Source organism: Stenotrophomonas sp. As-7, from assembly GCF_030291015.1.
GTDB classification, from domain to species: domain Bacteria; phylum Pseudomonadota; class Gammaproteobacteria; order Xanthomonadales; family Xanthomonadaceae; genus Stenotrophomonas; species Stenotrophomonas lactitubi.
The window spans coordinates 2,689,848-2,706,217 of the sequence record NZ_CP127405.1; the positions used below are offsets into that span (position 1 = coordinate 2,689,848).

General features: G+C 66.0%; 14 protein-coding genes. 3 read left to right on the forward strand and 11 right to left on the reverse strand.

Annotated elements, in window-relative coordinates:
• Positions 1-75: 75 nt before the first annotated feature.
• The 3 genes from QP457_RS12325 to QP457_RS12335 all read left to right on the forward strand — a co-directional run bounded on the left by QP457_RS12325 (position 76) and on the right by QP457_RS12335 (position 3,011).
• Positions 76-903, forward strand: coding sequence for a hypothetical protein (locus QP457_RS12325; RefSeq protein ID WP_205404309.1), 828 nt, complete (start codon positions 76-78; stop codon positions 901-903).
• 147 nt (positions 904-1,050) lie between these two features.
• Positions 1,051-1,479: a PAS sensor domain-containing protein gene (locus tag QP457_RS12330; protein WP_032128130.1), complete on the forward strand. Its 429-nt coding sequence runs from the start codon at positions 1,051-1,053 to the stop codon at positions 1,477-1,479.
• Entirely contained in the window at positions 1,476-3,011 is a 1,536-nt protein-coding gene (locus QP457_RS12335; protein WP_205404310.1) for a sulfite reductase flavoprotein subunit alpha, read from the forward strand. Before QP457_RS12330 ends, QP457_RS12335 begins: the two co-directional genes overlap by 4 nt.
• A gap of 151 nt (positions 3,012-3,162) precedes the next feature.
• Here QP457_RS12335 and QP457_RS12340 read toward each other — a convergent pair whose 3' ends face one another.
• From QP457_RS12340 to QP457_RS12390, 11 genes are all read right to left on the reverse strand, one after another.
• A complete protein-coding gene (locus tag QP457_RS12340) occupies positions 3,163-3,831 on the reverse strand; it encodes an ATP-binding cassette domain-containing protein (RefSeq protein WP_205404311.1) in 669 nt (222 codons plus the stop codon).
• Positions 3,821-4,504 (reverse strand): molybdate ABC transporter permease subunit, encoded by a 684-nt coding sequence (gene modB / locus QP457_RS12345; protein WP_205404312.1) that lies wholly within the window; start codon positions 4,502-4,504, stop codon positions 3,821-3,823. Before modB ends, QP457_RS12340 begins: the two co-directional genes overlap by 11 nt.
• A gap of 3 nt (positions 4,505-4,507) precedes the next feature.
• A complete protein-coding gene (gene modA / locus QP457_RS12350; RefSeq protein WP_205404313.1) occupies positions 4,508-5,251 on the reverse strand; it encodes a molybdate ABC transporter substrate-binding protein in 744 nt (247 codons plus the stop codon).
• Between the two features lie 20 nt (positions 5,252-5,271).
• The gene (locus tag QP457_RS12355) at positions 5,272-6,048 is read right to left on the reverse strand and encodes a helix-turn-helix domain-containing protein (protein ID WP_089235841.1); all 777 of its coding nucleotides are present in this window, start codon (positions 6,046-6,048) and stop codon (positions 5,272-5,274) included.
• 11 nt (positions 6,049-6,059) lie between these two features.
• Positions 6,060-7,274, reverse strand: a complete 1,215-nt coding sequence (locus tag QP457_RS12360) for a coproporphyrinogen III oxidase (RefSeq protein WP_205404314.1) — start codon at positions 7,272-7,274, stop codon at positions 6,060-6,062.
• Positions 7,275-7,371: 97 nt separating this feature from the next.
• Complete coding sequence (locus tag QP457_RS12365) at positions 7,372-8,703, reverse strand: nitrate/nitrite transporter (RefSeq protein ID WP_205404315.1); 1,332 nt, start codon at positions 8,701-8,703, stop codon at positions 7,372-7,374.
• Between the two features lie 24 nt (positions 8,704-8,727).
• A complete protein-coding gene (locus tag QP457_RS12370) occupies positions 8,728-9,627 on the reverse strand; it encodes a peptidylprolyl isomerase (RefSeq protein ID WP_205404316.1) in 900 nt (299 codons plus the stop codon).
• Between the two features lie 3 nt (positions 9,628-9,630).
• On the reverse strand, positions 9,631-10,338 hold the full coding sequence (gene narI / locus QP457_RS12375) for a respiratory nitrate reductase subunit gamma (RefSeq protein ID WP_205404317.1): 708 nt from the start codon (positions 10,336-10,338) through the stop codon (positions 9,631-9,633).
• Positions 10,335-11,015, reverse strand: coding sequence for a nitrate reductase molybdenum cofactor assembly chaperone (gene narJ, locus QP457_RS12380; RefSeq protein ID WP_205404318.1), 681 nt, complete (start codon positions 11,013-11,015; stop codon positions 10,335-10,337). Before narJ ends, narI begins: the two co-directional genes overlap by 4 nt.
• On the reverse strand, positions 11,015-12,559 hold the full coding sequence (narH, locus tag QP457_RS12385; protein ID WP_089235846.1) for a nitrate reductase subunit beta: 1,545 nt from the start codon (positions 12,557-12,559) through the stop codon (positions 11,015-11,017). The genes narJ and narH overlap by 1 nt, the downstream gene beginning before the upstream one ends.
• On the reverse strand, positions 12,559-16,302 hold the full coding sequence (locus QP457_RS12390) for a nitrate reductase subunit alpha (protein WP_205404319.1): 3,744 nt from the start codon (positions 16,300-16,302) through the stop codon (positions 12,559-12,561). Before QP457_RS12390 ends, narH begins: the two co-directional genes overlap by 1 nt.
• Between the last annotated feature and the right edge of the window lie 68 nt (positions 16,303-16,370).

A 16,370-nucleotide genomic window follows, 5' to 3' on the forward strand; every position in this document is an offset into this window, starting at 1 on the left:
AACACGTCTGATTGTGCGTGCGCCGGGGCGTCTGCAAGGATGCATCCACCGCCCTGGAAGGGTGATCTCCTGCAGATGGAATCCTGGTTGCGGCACGCCACAGGCGCAGCAGCGTTGCTGCTCTGCACCAGTGCGTGCACTACCCTCGATACTCCCCCGCGCGATAGTGTCGGCGCGGACGGAGCGTTTGCGACGCTCCTGCGCGGCAACGCCTCCCAGCTGAGCGTTGGCACCGCGTCGGTGTTGCCCGGCCAGGAGAGTTCGGAACAGACGACGCGCTCGCATACTTGCCAACTGGAAACAATCGCAGTGGTGGTGCGCTGGGTCGAACCCAGCCTATCCGCTGGGCAGGCCGTGAATCTATGCACTGCCGCCGCCCACGCGGCGCGGCAACCGCTCCACGGCGCAGACCTGAACGATACGCCGGTCCGCTATCAGGTCACGATCGTCAGCGACGGTGGCGGCATCTGGCAACAGCCCGCCAGGCCGGCACGACCAGAACTGGTGGTGGCGTTCTGGTTTCCCGCCGGCGCCGATGCCGATGCACTGCGCGCGCGCGTGATCTCCACCACCGCGCACGAATTCCACCATATCGCCACAGCGATGGTCGGGCAGCGTCGATGGGGCGCGCACCGGGAACCGGAGGCATACCTCGCCGGGGCATGTGCGCTGCTGGCGATTGAAGGAGAGCTTCGGCGCGAACAGCTACCCGGCCGCCATGATCCCCGCGCTGACAGCCTGCTGCCGGCGGCTGCACGCCGTTCTGGAAATGCCGGCAACGCGATCGGCCGGTCGTTGCAGGCATTCTTCAGCGGGAATCGTATCCAACGCGATGACGAAGACGGGCGCGCACTGCTGCGGCACTGCCAGCAGAGCATCGGCTTCCCCGGCATCGCCCGCTAGCGCCGACCCTTCGCCACCCCTGCGACAGCCGGTCGCAGCCCCCTCCCGGCGCACGCTTGACCTATATCAATCCGCCCACCGCCACGGGCGCGTATCTCTATGCAGGAACCCAATACGCCGGCGTCACCGGCATCCAAAGGACCTGCGATGAGCTACACCCCCGACAACGCCCAGCTGCTCAACGCCATGCAGAACGTGATGGTGATCTCCACCACCGACCTGCAGGGCAACATCACCTATGCCAACGACCTGTTCTGCACGCTCACCGGGTTCGCGCGCGAGGAACTGATCGGCCAGCCGCACAGCATCGTCCGCCATCCGGACGTGCCCAAGGCCGTCTACAAGGACATGTGGGACACCATCAAGGCCGGCAAGACCTGGACCGGCATCGTGCCGAACCTGGGCAAGGGCGGCGTGCTCTACGTGGTCGACACCACCGTGCAGCCGCTGTTCGATGCCGAGGGCAACATCACCTCGTACATCAGCATCCGCCGCGTGGTGAACGACCTGATGCAGAACTACGACCTGGTCGAGTTCAGCAAGGAAAAGTTCGACGACTTCTACGAGGCTGCGTGAACGCCATTCCCACACGCACGCCCATCAGCCGGCTGCTGGTGGGTTTCGCCTCCGAGTCCGGCAACGCCCGCGCCCTGGCCCAGCGCCTGGGCGCGGACCCGGACCTGCAGCCGCATGGGCCGCAGGTCCTGCCGTTCAATGACATCGATGTGGCCAGCCTCGGCCACGGCGATGTGCTGCTGGCCATCTCCAGCTCGTTCGGCGACGGCGAGCCGCCGGCCAATGGCGAGAGCTTCTTCGAGTCGCTGCGCCAGGCGCCCGCCCTGCCCGGACTGCGCTATGCGGTGTTCGGCCTGGGGGATACCGGCTACCCCAGCTTCTGCGGCTTCACCAAGGCGCTGGATGCAGCACTGAGCGAGCGTCAGGCGCAACCGCTGCTGCACCGTGTCGACGCTGATCTGGGCTACGAGCAGTTCTTCCAGCAGTGGCGCCCGGTGTTGGGTCAGGTACTGGAGGGCGATGCGGCTGCGGGCCAGGATCTGCGCCTGCAGGTGAAGGCCTATGGCGAAGACAATGCCTTCAACGCCCGCATCGTCGAACGGCGACGTCTGAGCCATGGTGACCCTGCGGCCTGGCACCTGCAGCTGGACATCGCCGGCAGCGGCATGGTCTACCGGGCCGGCGACACCCTGCATCTGGTTCCGGAAAACGATCCCGCATTGCTGCAGGCACTGGCCAGCTGGTTGGGTGATTCCGGCGCCGTCGACGCCCTGCGCGACCGCGAGCTGCGCCTGCTCAGCAAGGGCGTGCTGCGCGAGCTGGCAAAGCTGGGCGGCAGCGACGTACTGAAGGGCCTGCTGAAGATCAGCCAGAAGCGTGAACTGGACGCCTACCTGCATGGCCTGGACCTGCTGGATGTGCTGCAGGACCACGCCAGCCCAGGCAGCGTACCACTGGCCCGCCTGCGTGAACTCCTGTCACCACGCCTGCCCCGCGCCTATTCCATCGCCTCGCATCCGCACGACGATCAGCTGAGCCTGTGCGTGCGCGAAGTGCGCTACACCCTGCGTGGCCGCGAACGATTCGGCACTGCCACCGGCAGCCTGCTGCACGGCGGCGACACAGCCCGCGTGTACTGCCGCTCCAATCCGGGTTTCCACCTGCCCGACAGCGGCAACGCGCCCCTGCTGCTGATCGGCACCGGTACCGGCATCGCGCCGCTGATGGGCCTGATGCAGGAACTGCAGGCTACCGGCGATGCACGCGAGGTCCATCTGGTGTTCGGCGAAAAGCATCGCGAGCACGACTTCCTGTACCGCGAGCAGCTGCAGGACTGGCAGGCGCGTGGCGTACTGGCTGGCCTGCACACCGCGTTTTCGCGCGATGCGGCGCAGAAGGTCTATGTGCAGCATGTGCTGCAGCAGCAGGCCGCGCAGATGCAGGATGTCCTGGCCCGTGGCGGCCACATCTACCTGTGTGGCAACAAGAGCCACCTGGAAGGCGCGGTGCGTGCAGCCATCGACGCGATCGGCGGTGAAGGCCATTGGGACACTCTGCGCGGCGAGGGCCGCACCCACTGCGAGCTGTATTGAGGCGCCTCGCCCAGGGGTAGAGCCGGCCGCTGGCCGGCTGCTCTTGGCGCTACGAAGCAGCCGGCCAGCGGCCAGCACTACCGCCGCTCCGGCGCATGAATATGCAACGCGCCAGGGTCTGCCGGGCATGGCCCGGCACTACCATCACAGGTCAGCCGCCGACGATGCGCCCGTCCACTACCCGTGCCACCTGCTGGCCGAACACCGCTACGTCCTGCGGATCGTGGCTGATCAGCAACAGCGGAATACCGGTTTCATCCAGCACGGTTTCCAGCTCCTGACGCAGGTGCTGGCGCAGGTCGTGATCGAGCGCTGCGAACGGTTCGTCCAGCAACAGCGCCTGCGGCCGCGTCACCAGCGCACGCGCCAACGCCGTACGCTGGCGCTGGCCACCGGATACCTGTGACGGCAGCAGATCCGCCACATGCTCGATGCGGAACGCCTGCAACCACTGCTCCACTGCATCGACGCGAGTGCTGCGCTGCGGATTCAACCAGCCCCGCTGCAGCCCGAACGCCACGTTCTGGCGCACGCTCAGGTGCGGGAACAGCGCGTAATCCTGGAACACATATCCCAGGCGACGACGCTGCGGCGGCAGGTCAATCCCTGCACCTGCATCGAACAACGTCTGCCCGTGCAGGCGCACATGTCCGTGCTCCGGGCGCAACAGACCGGCCACCGCTTTCAGCGTCAGGCTCTTGCCGGCGCCGGAAGGCCCGAACAGCACCACCTGCCGCTGCGTGCACTGCAGTACCACGTCCAGTTCGAAGGTCTGGCCGGATGCCTGCAATCGCCGCTGTACCTGCAGGTCAAGCCACATCGCGCAGCTCCCGGCGGCGCCCGCCCACCAGCCGTGCGGCCAGCAGCAGGATCACGATGCATACCACCGACGTCAGGATCACCAGCGCATTGGCCTTGCCATCCTGCCCCGCCTGCACCGCTTCATAGATGGCGATCGACAAGGTCTGCGTACGGTCGGGAATGCTGCCGGCCACCATCAGCGTGGCGCCGAACTCACCCATCGCCCGTGCGAACGCCAGCAGCAGGCCGGCCAGAATCCCGCGCCAGGCCAGCGGCAGGGTGATGCGGAAGAACACCGCGGCTTCGGAAACACCCAGCGTGCGTGCAGCCTGCTCCAACTGACCATCAACTTCTTCGAATGCGGCGCGCGCCGGCTTGAACACCAGCGGCAACGACGCTACCGCAGCAGCGATCACCGCCGCCTGCCAAGTAAATACCAGATTGATACCGAACCACGATTGCAGCCAGGCACCGATCGGGCCATTGCGCCCGATCAGCACCAGCAGGTAGTAGCCCAGCACCGTGGGTGGCAACACCATCGGCAGGGTCAGTATCGAATCCAGCAGTTCCCGGCCGGGAAAGCGCCGTCGCGCCAGCAGCGCGCCAAGTGCCACGCCTGCCACAAGATTGATCGCGGTGGCCCAGCCGGCCACCTTCAACGACAATCCCAGTGCGCTCCAGTCCAGGTCCATCCGTCAGGGCTTGCCGAACCCGTGCTTCTGCAGGATCGCCTGGCCCTGCGCCGAACGCACGAACGCCGCGAAGCGCTTGGCTTCCACCGGCTGCGTGCTGGCCTGCACCACCGCGAGCGGATAGGCGATGCGCCCGGCAACCGGAACGTCGAACGCGCGCCGCACGCGATCCGGCATCGCCTGCGCGTCGGTAGCGTAGACAAAGCCCGCATCCACCTCGCCCCGTGCCACGTAATCCAGCGACTGCCGCACGTTCTGCGTACTGATCACCTTGCCCTGCACGGCCGGCCACAGCTTTGCGGCCTGCAGCGCACCCTGCGCGTAGCGGCCCACCGGCACGCTGTCCGGGTTGCCCAGTGCGATGCGCTGGACCCCGGCACCCGCCAGATCGGTCAGTGCGCGCGGCGGCGCCTTCGCCTGTGGCGGCACCACCACCCACAGCGCGTTCACTGCGAAGACCGCACGCGTACCCGCTGCCAGCAGCTTCTGCTGCGCCGCCTGGTCCATCGTTGTTTCATCGGCCGAGGCGAACACATCCACCGGCGCGCCCCGCGCGATCTGCTGCAGCAGCACGCCGGAGGCAGCAAAGTTGAAGTCGACCTTGCTGCCCGGGTTTGCCTTCTCGTAGGCGGCGCCCAGCTCGCGGAAGCTCTCGGTCAGGCTGGATGCCGCCGACACGGTCAGGTTGCCGGCCCACGCAGGCAGCGTGACCAGCAGACCCAGAAACACCATTGCGCATCGCTTCATCGTCGGCTCCCTGGCCAGGTTCAATCGGGGTCGTTCTCATCTGCAACGGCCAGCGCCGCCAGCCGGTCGGGTTGCAACAGCAGGATCTCGCGCTGCTTCACCGCAATCACGCCGTCATCGCTCAGCCGCCGCAGCACGCGACTGGCCGTCTCCGGCGCCATCCGCAGATAGTTGGCGATCTCGGTGCGGGCCATGGTCAGGTTGAAGCGGGTCGCGGAAAAACCACGCCGTGCATAACGGGCCGACATATCCAGCAGGAACGCGGCCATCCGCTCTTCGGTGCGGTGGTTGGCCGCCAGCGTGGCAACCTTGCCGATCTCCGCACTGAGCAGGCTGAACAGCTTCGCCTGCAGCCCCGGCATGCGGGTGGCCAGCAGGCTCAGCTTGGGGAACGAAATACGGCACAGGTGCACCGTATCCAGAGCCACCGCATTGCAGGGGAAGCGCGAGCCATGAATCGCGTTGAGCCCGATCACCTCGCCCGGCAGCGCAAAGCCCAGCACCTGCTCGTTGCCTTGGCTGTCATCGACGAAGGTCTTTACCATGCCTGCGCGCACCGCCGCGATGGAATCGAAAGCCTCTCCCGCGCGGAAAATGTAGTCGCCCGCATGGAACGGCCCTACATGGTCAACCAGCACATGCAGCTCGCCCAGCGCCGTCTTGTCATAGCCCTGCGACATGCACGCATCGGAGAAGGCACAGGTGCTGCAGAAATGCAGCGCATCGCCATCATCGGCGGCGGCGGGATTCGGCGTGGTGCGGCCGGGTCTGGCCTGGGAAGGCGGAGTCGAAGACATCGGGACAGCACTCAAGCGATGGCGGCCGCCGGCCGGAAGCATGCGGCCATCATACGCCACAGCAACCGCCCTTCCTCGGCCAGGCGCAGCACGCGGCCGTCCCAACGCGCCCAGCCACGCGCGAGCAGCGGTGCGAGTGCGGGCAGGGTCTCGGCGAAGCATTCATCGAACGGAACATCATTGCGCCACTCGAAGGCGGCAGCATCCAGCGCATGGTCGCAGGCGATGCTCTGCGCGACCTCGGCAGCCAGGCGTTCCCCCTCGGACAGGATCAGGCCCGCGGCAACGCCCACATGCCCCGCCTGCAGGCGGGCCTGCCAGCGCGCCAGGTCATCCTCCGTCCGGTAGAACACCTCACCGATCTGGCTGCACGCCGCCAGGCCGATGCCGATGAAATCGCTGCGATCGCGGCGCGGCACGCCGGCCAGATCGCAATGACGCTGACCGTCGCCCGGGCCATTCGGGTCCGGCAGGTCGCCGCGCTGGTGATGGTCGCCACCGATACCCACATAGCCCGCCTCGCGCAGCAATCGCCACGCCTGCAGCCAGCGTTCCGATGAGGGATGCTCAGGCAGCACGCACGGCGCCGGCAGCAGCACGCGCTCGGGCGCAGCTGCCAGCACGGCCTGCAATCGCCCGATGAATCCCGCATCCTCCGCCGCAGGCACACGCAACTGGTAGTAGCGCGCGGTAAAGCCCGCGTCGCGCGCCTGCGCCAGCAGTCCCGGGCCAGGTGCATCGGCGCGATCGATCACGTTCAGCCGGGTGCAGCCCACCGCGCGCAGTTCTGCCGGCGCCACGGCGCTGCCGGCATCCAGCCGCACCTCCACCTGCGGCCGGGCCACGGTGCGCAGGTGCCGCGGCACTGCATCCAGCAACTGCCCCAGCAGCGACGGCGGCAGTGCTTCGGCAAGGCCCAGCTGCAGCACCATCGCCACCACCTCACGGTCCTCGGCCAGAGCATCAGCCTGCAGGCGCAACGCGGCCAGCAACGTGTCCAGATAGCGTTCGGCCGGCACGTCGCGGCCCATGCGGCCGGTCTGGAAACCCAGCGTCAGCCCACGCGGAATCAGGTGCTCGTTGCTGGCGCGCACGGCGGCACGCCAGCCGCTTTCACCGAAGCCGGCACTGAACTGGTCGGGCGGCGGAAACAGCACGTGGCGGGGTTGCCGCAGCAATGCCGCCTGCAGCGCCGTGTCCTCGCTCGCATCAACATGGAAGCTCATGACGGTCATCCTCGCGCGTTCCTCTTCGCACAGCCCTGATCGAAATCAAGCGTGATGCATTGCCCTGAGGTTGCCGGCCAGCGGCCGGCACTACCGTTCAGGTGCCGCGCGCACGATCGACCGCCGCCGCATCGATGGCCTCCGGCAGGTCGGTCTCGCGATCGATCTGCGGGAAGTGTCGACGCTCCATCCGGCGGATGGCGAAGTGCATCCACGCCAGCGCGGCGGATACCACCACGAACAGCAGCATGAAACAGCTGCTCCAGATACCCAGCGCATCGTTCAACGCACCGAACACGATCGGCAGGATGAAGCCACCCAAGCCACCGATCATGCCCACCACGCCACCCACCGCCCCCACGTGCCGGGGGTAATACACCGGGATGTGCTTGTAGACCGCAGCCTTGCCCAGCGACATGAAGAAGCCCAGCACGAACACCAGCACGGTGAACATCACCACGCCGATGGCCAGGTGGAAGTGGATCGGACCATGGATGCCCTTCACCACGTACTCGGTATCCGGGTAGGCCAGCAGGAACGTACAGATGGCCGACACACCGAAGGTCCAGTACATCACCCGGCGCGCCCCCATCCGGTCCGACATCCAGCCGCCCACCACGCGGAACAGGCTGGCCGGGATCGAATAGCACGCCGCCAGCATGCCGGCGGTGCCGACGTCCATGCCGTACGCGCCCACCAGGTAATGCGGCAGCCACAGCGCCAGTGCCACGAAGCCACCGAACACGAAGAAGTAATACATCGAGAACCGCCACACCTGCAGATTCTTCAACGGTGCCATCTGCTCGGCGAACGGCACCGGCTTCACCCCGTCACGGCGGCGCTGCTCCAGCGAGGGGTCTTCCTTGCTGAACAGGAAAAACAGCACCGCCGTGATCGCCAGTGCCACCGCCCACACCTTGGCGACCATCATCCAGCCCGCCGCCACCATCACCATCGGTGCCAGCAGCTTGGTGACCGCCGCACCGATGTTGCCGGCACCGAAGATGCCCAGCGCCGTGCCCTGCTTGCTGGCCGGGAAGAACTTGGACACGTAGGCCACGCCCACCGAGAAATTGCCACCGGCGATGCCCACGCACAGCGCGGCGAACAGGAATTGCGGGTAGGTGTGCGCATGGGTCAGCATCCAGGTGGCGACCGCGCCACACAGCATCACCAGCGCCATCACCTTGCGGCCACCGAACTGGTCGGACCAGATGCCCAGGAACACACGGCTGACCGAGCCGGTCAGCACCGGGGTGGCGATCAGCAGGCCGAACTGGGTGTCGGTCAGGCCCAGCTGCTCGCTGATCTGGATACCGATGATGGAAAAGATCATCCACACCGCAAAGCACACGGTGAACGCGAACGTGCTCAGCCACAGCGCACGCTGCTGCTGCCCGGCACTGGCGGGGGCAAGGGCCTGGTTCATGCAACCTCCTTCCTCAAGAGTGGGTCAGCCGATTTCGGCTTCGGCTTCGATCTCATCCAGCCCGCGTACCGGGTAGCGCCCCTGCAGCTGCAGCAGGTAGGCCTGCACTTCGCGTTGGCGCACCTGCAGCTCCAGGTAGTCACGGATCTGCGGCAGCACTGCGTCGAACGGCAGCGGCTGCCCCTCCTCGCGCCCATCGATGCTGACCACGTGGTAGCCCCAGCGTGATTCCACCGGGAAGCCGGCCAGGCCCTCGCGCAGGCGGAACACCTGGCGATCGAACTCCGGCGTGGTCTGCCCACGCTGCAGCCAACCCAGGTCACCGCCCTCGCTGCTCGACGGGCAGCGCGAATGGCGCAGTGCGAAGTCGGCGAACAGGTGCGGCGCTTCCTTCAATTCATTGGCCAAGCGCTCGCCCTCGGTACGCGCCTCCAAGCGCCCAGCCACATCATCGGCCGGCGCGGCCAGCAGGATATGGCGCAGGCGTACGCGGTCCGGCGAGCGGAATCGTTCCGGGTTCTGTTCGAAATAGCGTCGGCAGTCCTGGTCGGTCGGCACCCGGTCTTCAATCGCGTCTTCCAGCAGTTGCTGGATCAGCACCTCCTCATCGCTGACCCGGCCGCCGGCTGGCGCCAGCAGGCCCAGGCGCTGTGCTTCCAATCGCAGCAGTTCACGCACGACCAGTGCGCGTGCCGCCTCGGCACGCGACTGTTCCGGGCGCAGCGCCCGATGGTGCTGCATCTCGCGAGCGATGTCGGCCTCGCTGATCGCCGTGTCCTCCACGAACAACCTGCACGGTGCCGGTTGCCCAAGCGAGCGCGGACCCTGCTCTGCCCCGTCATGCTGGTGCTGGTGGGCCTCGGCCGGAACAGGCTGGGTGGAATCGATCACGGTGATCGGCAGGAACTTCGGCAGGCTGCCCATGGCTTACTCCCGCGGTCCGTAACGCAGCGCCGCCTGGCGACGGCGCACCACCTGGTATGGCCGCCACAGATAGCTGACCGGAATGCTCCAGACGTGCACCAGACGGGTGAACGGCGCGATCAGGAACAGGGTGAGGCCCAGGAAGATGTGCATCTTGTAGACCCAGCTGACGCCCTCGATGTAGTCAGCGGCACCGGCACGGAAGGTCACGATGTGCTGCGCCCACTCGGCCAGCTGCACCATTACCCCACCGTCCAGATGTCCGGCCGACACCCGGATGCTGTACAGGCCAAGACAGAGCTGGGCGAACAGCAGCACCAGCACCAGGGTGTCACCGAAGCTGCCGGTGGCGCGCACGCGGGCGTTGGTCAGGCGGCGCACCAGCAGGATGCTGATGCCGATGAAGCACAGTGCACCGAACACGCCGCCCACCACCATCGCCAGCATCTGCTTCTGCGAGGAGGTGATGAAGTGCTCGTACACCGCGTGTGGGGTCAGCAGGCCCACCAGATGACCACCCAGGATGGCCAGGATGCCGATGTGGAAGCAGTTGCTGCCGATCCGCATGCCCTTGTCCGACAGCATCTGGCTGGATCCGGTGCGCCAGGTGTACATGGCCTTGTCATAGCGCGCCCAGCTGCCGATCAGCAGCACAGCCACGGCGATGTATGGGTAGTACTGGAAAGCGAATTGATGCAGGTAGTAGTTCATGGCTGGACCTCTCGATGCACAGGGCGGGCCGGTGAGCGTGTCGGTGGCTTGCAGTCTTCGGCAGGAGCTTCGGCGCCGAAACGCACGGCTTCCTCTTCCCACAGCTTGTCCATCGCCTCGGCCGTATCGTCGCGGGGCTCTTCGCTGGCGCGTTGCCGCAGCGCCTCCAGGTTGACCTTGCCGTCGCCGGCCTCCACCAGGATCTCCAGCAGCGGCACATGTGGCAGCTCGCGCTCGGCGGCGCGCGCGGCCAGCATCCCGGCGATATGGCCGATGTGGTGCAGCCATTCGCGTGCTTCGCTCTGCGGCTGGTGGGCCAGGAACTCCAGCAGCAGCGGCAGGTAGTCCGGCAGTTCGCGTGCATCCAGCTCGAAGCCGTGCTTGCGGTAGGTTTCCACCAGATCGACCATGGCCTGGCCACGGTCACGCGATTCGCCGTGAATGTGTTCGAACAGCAGCAGGCTCATCGAACGGCCGCGGTCGAAGGTTGCCAGCCACGCGGCCTGCGCATCCAGCGGATCGCTGTCCAGCAACTGCTGCACGAAGCCGCGCAGCTGCCTGCGCCGCGGCGGCGTCAGTGCCACCTCGTCACAGGCCGCCAGCAGTTCCCCGCCGTGCTGCCACAGTTCCTCGCGGGGGTAATCCAGCAGCACCCCCACCAGCTTCAGAACGCTCATCAGACCACCTCCTTGCGGCGGTGGTTGGGCCCGTTGTTCACCACGAAGCTGGTGCTCTTGCGCTGGCCGAACAGGTCGGCCGGGCTGTCGCCGTTGCAGCCGTTGCCGAAGGTGAAGCCGCAGCCGCCGCGTTCGCCGAAGGCGTCGTTGGCGTACTCGCGGTGAGCGCTGGGAATCACGAAACGGTCCTCGTAGTTGGCAATGGCCAGGTAGCGGTACATCTCTTCAACCTGCGCCACGGTCAGTCCGGCCTGGTCCAGCACCGCGGTATCTTCAACGCCGTCCACGTTCTTGGCCCGGCGCCAGGCACGCATCGCCATCAGGCGTTCCAGCGCCCGCACCACCGGTGCCTCGTCACCGGCCGTCAGCATGTTGGCCAGGTAGCGCACCGGAATGCGCAGCGAGGCCACGTCCGGCAGCTCGCCGCTCATGCCGATGCGGCCACGTTCGGCGGCCGACTGGATCGGCGACAACGGCGGCACATACCAGACCATCGGCAGCGTGCGGTACTCCGGGTGCAGTGGCAGCGCCAGCTTCCAGTCGATGGCCATCTTGTACACCGGCGACTGCTTGGCCGATTCCAGCCAGCTGTCCGGAATGCCTTCCGCGCGTGCGGCGGCAATCACCGCCGGGTCATGCGGGTCCAGGAAGATGTCCAGGTGAGCCTGGTACAGGTCCTTTTCGGCGGCCACCGATGCGGCTTCGGCAATGCGGTCGGCGTCGTACAGCATCACGCCCAGGTAGCGGATGCGGCCGACACAGGTTTCCGAACATACCGTCGGCTCGCCCATCTCGATGCGCGGGTAGCAGAAGATGCACTTCTCCGACTTGCCGCTCTTCCAGTTGTAATAGATCTTCTTGTACGGGCACGCAGACACGCACATGCGCCAGCCACGGCACTTGTCCTGGTCGATCAGCACGATGCCGTCTTCCTCGCGCTTGTAGATCGCGCCCGATGGGCACGCCGACACGCACGCCGGGTTCAGGCAGTGCTCGCACAGGCGCGGCAGGTACATCATGAAGGTCTTTTCGAAGGCGCCGTAGATTTCCTTCTGCACTTCATTGAAGTTGTAGTCGCGCGAGCGCTTGCTGAACTCCGAGCCCAGGATCTCTTCCCAGTTCGGGCCCCACTCGATCTTCTGCATGCGCTCGCCACTGATCAGCGAGCGCGGCCGTGCGGTCGGTTGGTGCTGGCTGTCCTTGGCGGTGTGCAGGTTCTGGTAGTCGAAGTCGAACGGCTCGTAGTAGTCGTCGATCTGCGGCAGGTCCGGGTTGGCGAAGATCTTGGCCAGCATCCGCCAGCGCCCCCCTGCGCGCGGCACCAGCTTGCCGCTGCCGGTACGCACCCAGCCGCCGTTCCACTTCTCCTGGTTCTCCCATTCCTTCGGATAGCCGATGCCCGGCTTGGTTTCAACGTTGTTGAACCAGGCGTACTCAACACCCTCGCGCGAGGTCCAGACGTTCTTGCAGGTGATCGAGCAGGTGTGGCAGCCGATGCACTTGTCCAGGTTCAGCACCATCGCGATCTGTGCACGGACCTTCATCACACCACCTCCTTGGCAATTGCAGGAACACTTTCACCATCCAGCCAATCCACCTTGTCCATCTTGCGCACGATCACGAACTCGTCGCGGTTGGTGCCGCAGGTGCCGTAGTAGTTGAAACCGTAGGCCAGCTGCGCGTAGCCACCAATCATGTGGGTCGGCTTGAGCACGATGCGGGTCACCGAGTTATGGATGCCGCCGCGGGTACCGGAAATCTCCGAGCCTGGCACGTTGATGATGCGTTCCTGGGCGTGGTACATCATCGCCATGCCCGGCATCACGCGCTGGCTGACCACCGCTCGCGCGGCGATCGCGCCGTTGACGTTGAACAGCTCGATCCAGTCGTTGTCGACGATGCCTGCACTGCGCGCGTCGTCCTCGCTGATCCACACGATCGGACCACCGCGCGACAGCGTCTGCATGATCAGGTTGTCGCTGTACGTGCTGTGGATGCCCCACTTCTGGTGCGGGGTGATCCAGTTCAGCACGATCTCTTTGTTGCCGTTCGAGCGCTGGTTGAGCAGCGGCTCGATGGTGCGGGTGTTGACCGGCGGCCGGTAGCTCATGAAGGCCTCGCCGAAATCGATCATCCACTCATGGTCCTGGTAGAACTGCTGGCGGCCGGTCACCGTGCGCCACGGAATCAGCTCGTGCACATTGGTGTAGCCGGCGTTGTAGCTGACGTTGTCGTCTTCCAGCCCGGACCAGATCGGTGAAGAGATGATCTTGCGCGGCTGCGCCTGGATGTCACGGAAGCGGATCGCCTCGTGTTCCTTACCGACCGCCAGATGGGTGTGCTCGCGGCCGGTGAAGCTGCCCAGCGACGCCCACGCCTTCACCGCCACATGGCCATTGGTTTCCGGGGCCAGGTGCAGGATCACCTCGGCCGCATCAATGGCGGTCGAGATGGCCGGCCGGCCCTGGCTGACGCCCTCCTCGTGCACGGTATGGTTCAACTTGCCGAGGAATTCCACCTCGTGCTTGGTATCCCAGTTCATGCCCTTGCCGCCATTGCCGTGCTTGTCCAGCAGCGGCCCCAGCGAGGTGAACTTGCGATACAGGTTCGGGTAGTCGCGCTCCACCACCGTCATCGACGGCATGGTCTGGCCGGGGATGGCCTCGCATTCGCCCTTCTTCCAGTCGGCCACGCCGAACGGCATGCCCAGCTCGTTGGGGGTGTCGTGCAGGGTCGGCACCAGCACCAGGTCCTTCTCCACGCCCAGCACGCCGGGCGCCATCTCGCTCACGGTGCGCGCAACCTCCTTGAAGATGTCCCAGTCACTGCGCGATTCCCACGCCGGGTCCACCGCCTTCGACAGCGGATGGATGAACGGATGCATGTCCGAGGTGTTGAGATCGTCCTTCTCGTACCAGGTGGCCGTTGGCAGCACGATGTCCGAATACAGCGCAGTAGTGCACATGCGGAAGTCCAGCGTCACCAGCAGGTCGAGCTTGCCTTCCGGCGCCTCGTCGCGCCACTTCACTTCCTCCGGCTTCACCGCGCCCATCTCGCCCAGGTCCTTGCCCTGCAGACCGTGGCGGGTACCCAGCAGGTGCCGCAGCATGTACTCGTGGCCCTTGCCCGACGAACCCAGCAGGTTCGAGCGCCAGATGAACATCATCCGCGGGTGGTTCTGCTGCGCGTCCGGATCGGCAAAGGCGAAGTCCAGGGAACCGTCCTTGAACTTGCCCAATGCGTAATCGGCAGGGGCCACACCAGCCGCTTCGGCCTCGCGCACCAGCTGCAGCGGATTGCGATCCAGCTGCGGCGCGCTGGGCAACCAGCCCATGCGCACGGCACGCAGGTTCAGGTCGGCCAGGCTGCCGCTGTACTTGCTGGCGTCGGCCAGCGGTGACAGCAGCTCGTCCACCTGCAGCTTCTCGTAGCGCCACTGCCCCGTGTTGAAGTAGAAGAACGACGTGCCGTTCATATGGCGCGGCGGCTTGCTCCAGTCCAGGCCGAAGGCGAGCGGTTGCCAGCCGGTCTGCGGGCGCAGCTTTTCCTGGCCCACGTAGTGCGCCCAGCCGCCACCGGTCTGGCCCACGCAACCGCACATGATCAGCATGTTGATCAGGCCGCGGTAGTTCATGTCGTTGTGGAACCAGTGGTTCATGCCTGCGCCGACGATGATCATCGAACGGCCATGGGTCTTATCGGCGGTACGCGCGAACTCGCGGGCGATCTCGATCACCTCGCCACGCGGCACGCCGGTGATGCGTTCCTGCCAGGCCGGCGTGCCCGGCACGTTCTCATCGAAGCTCGTGGCGACATTGGCGCCGCCGAAACCGCGGTCCACGCCGTACTGCGCCAGCAGCAGGTCATAGACCGTCGCCACCAGCGTCTCGCTGCCATCGGCCGTGGCCAGGCGGCGCACGGGGATGTTGCGGTCCAGTACTTCCTCGGCCGGGGCGGCGGTCCAGCCGTCACTCTCGATGCCACCGAAATACGGGAAGCTGACCGCCTCGATGCCATCGTTGGCGTCGGACAGGCTCAGCCGGAGGTGCGTCTCCGCACCGTTGCTGGCCTTCTCCTCGATGTTCCAGCGCCCCTTCTCGCCCCAGCGGAAACCGATCGAACCGTTCGGCACCACGATCTGGCCACTGGTCTCGTCGTAAGCGAGGGTCTTCCAGTCCGGGTTGTTGGCCTCGCCCAATCCACCCAGCTCGCTGGCGCGCAGGAAACGCCCGGCCACCAGCCGGCCATCGGCGCGACGCTCCAGGCGCACCAGCATCGGCATGTCCGAGTACTGGCGGCAGTAGTCCTGGAAGTACTGCGACGGCGAATCCACATGGAACTCGCGCAGGATCACGTGGCCGAAGGCGAACGCCAGCGCGGCGTCAGTGCCCTGCTTGGGGTGCAGCCAGTGATCGGTCAGCTTGGCCAGCTCGGAATAGTCCGGGCAGATCGAGACCGTCTTGGTGCCGTTGTAGCGTGCCTCGGTGAAGAAGTGCGCATCGGGTGTACGCGTCTGCGGCACGTTCGAGCCCCAGGCGATGATGTAGCGGCTGTTGTACCAGTCCGCCGATTCGGGTACGTCGGTCTGCTCGCCCCAGATCTGCGGCGAGGCCGGCGGCAGATCGCAGTACCAGTCATAGAAGGACAGGCAGGCACCGCCCAGCAGCGACAGGTAACGCGCACCGGCGGCGTAGGACACCATCGACATCGCCGGAATCGGCGAGAAACCGACCACGCGATCCGGTCCGTACTGCTTCACCGTGTACAGGTTGGAGGCCGCGATGATCTCGTTGGCCTCTTCCCAGTTCAGCCGCACGAAACCGCCCATGCCGCGCCGGGTCTTGTACGAGCGTGCCTTTTCCTTGTCCTCCACGATGCTGGCCCACGCATCCACCGGCCCCTGGGTCCTGCGCGCTTCGCGCCACAGGCGCAGCAGCGTGCCGCGGATCAGCGGATACTTCAGGCGGTTGGCGCTGTACAGGTACCAGGAATAGCTGGCGCCACGCGGGCAGCCACGCGGTTCGTGGTTGGGCAGGTCCGGGCGCGTGCGCGGGTAATCGGTCTGCTGGGTTTCCCAGGTCACCAGGCCATTCTTGACGTAAATCTTCCAACTGCACGAACCGGTGCAGTTCACACCGTGGGTGGAACGCACGATCTTGTCGTACTGCCAGCGCTGGCGATAACTGTTCTCCCAGTCACGGCCTTCGCTCTTGGCAAACCCATGGCCATCGGCAAAGGGCTGGGGGTCACGCTTGAAGAACTGCAAGCGATCAAGGAAATAACTCATCGGGGGTCTCCCTTTGCGGACATCTGCATCGTGGCTGTGTGTGTCATCTGGCTGCGGTGCGTTTTCAT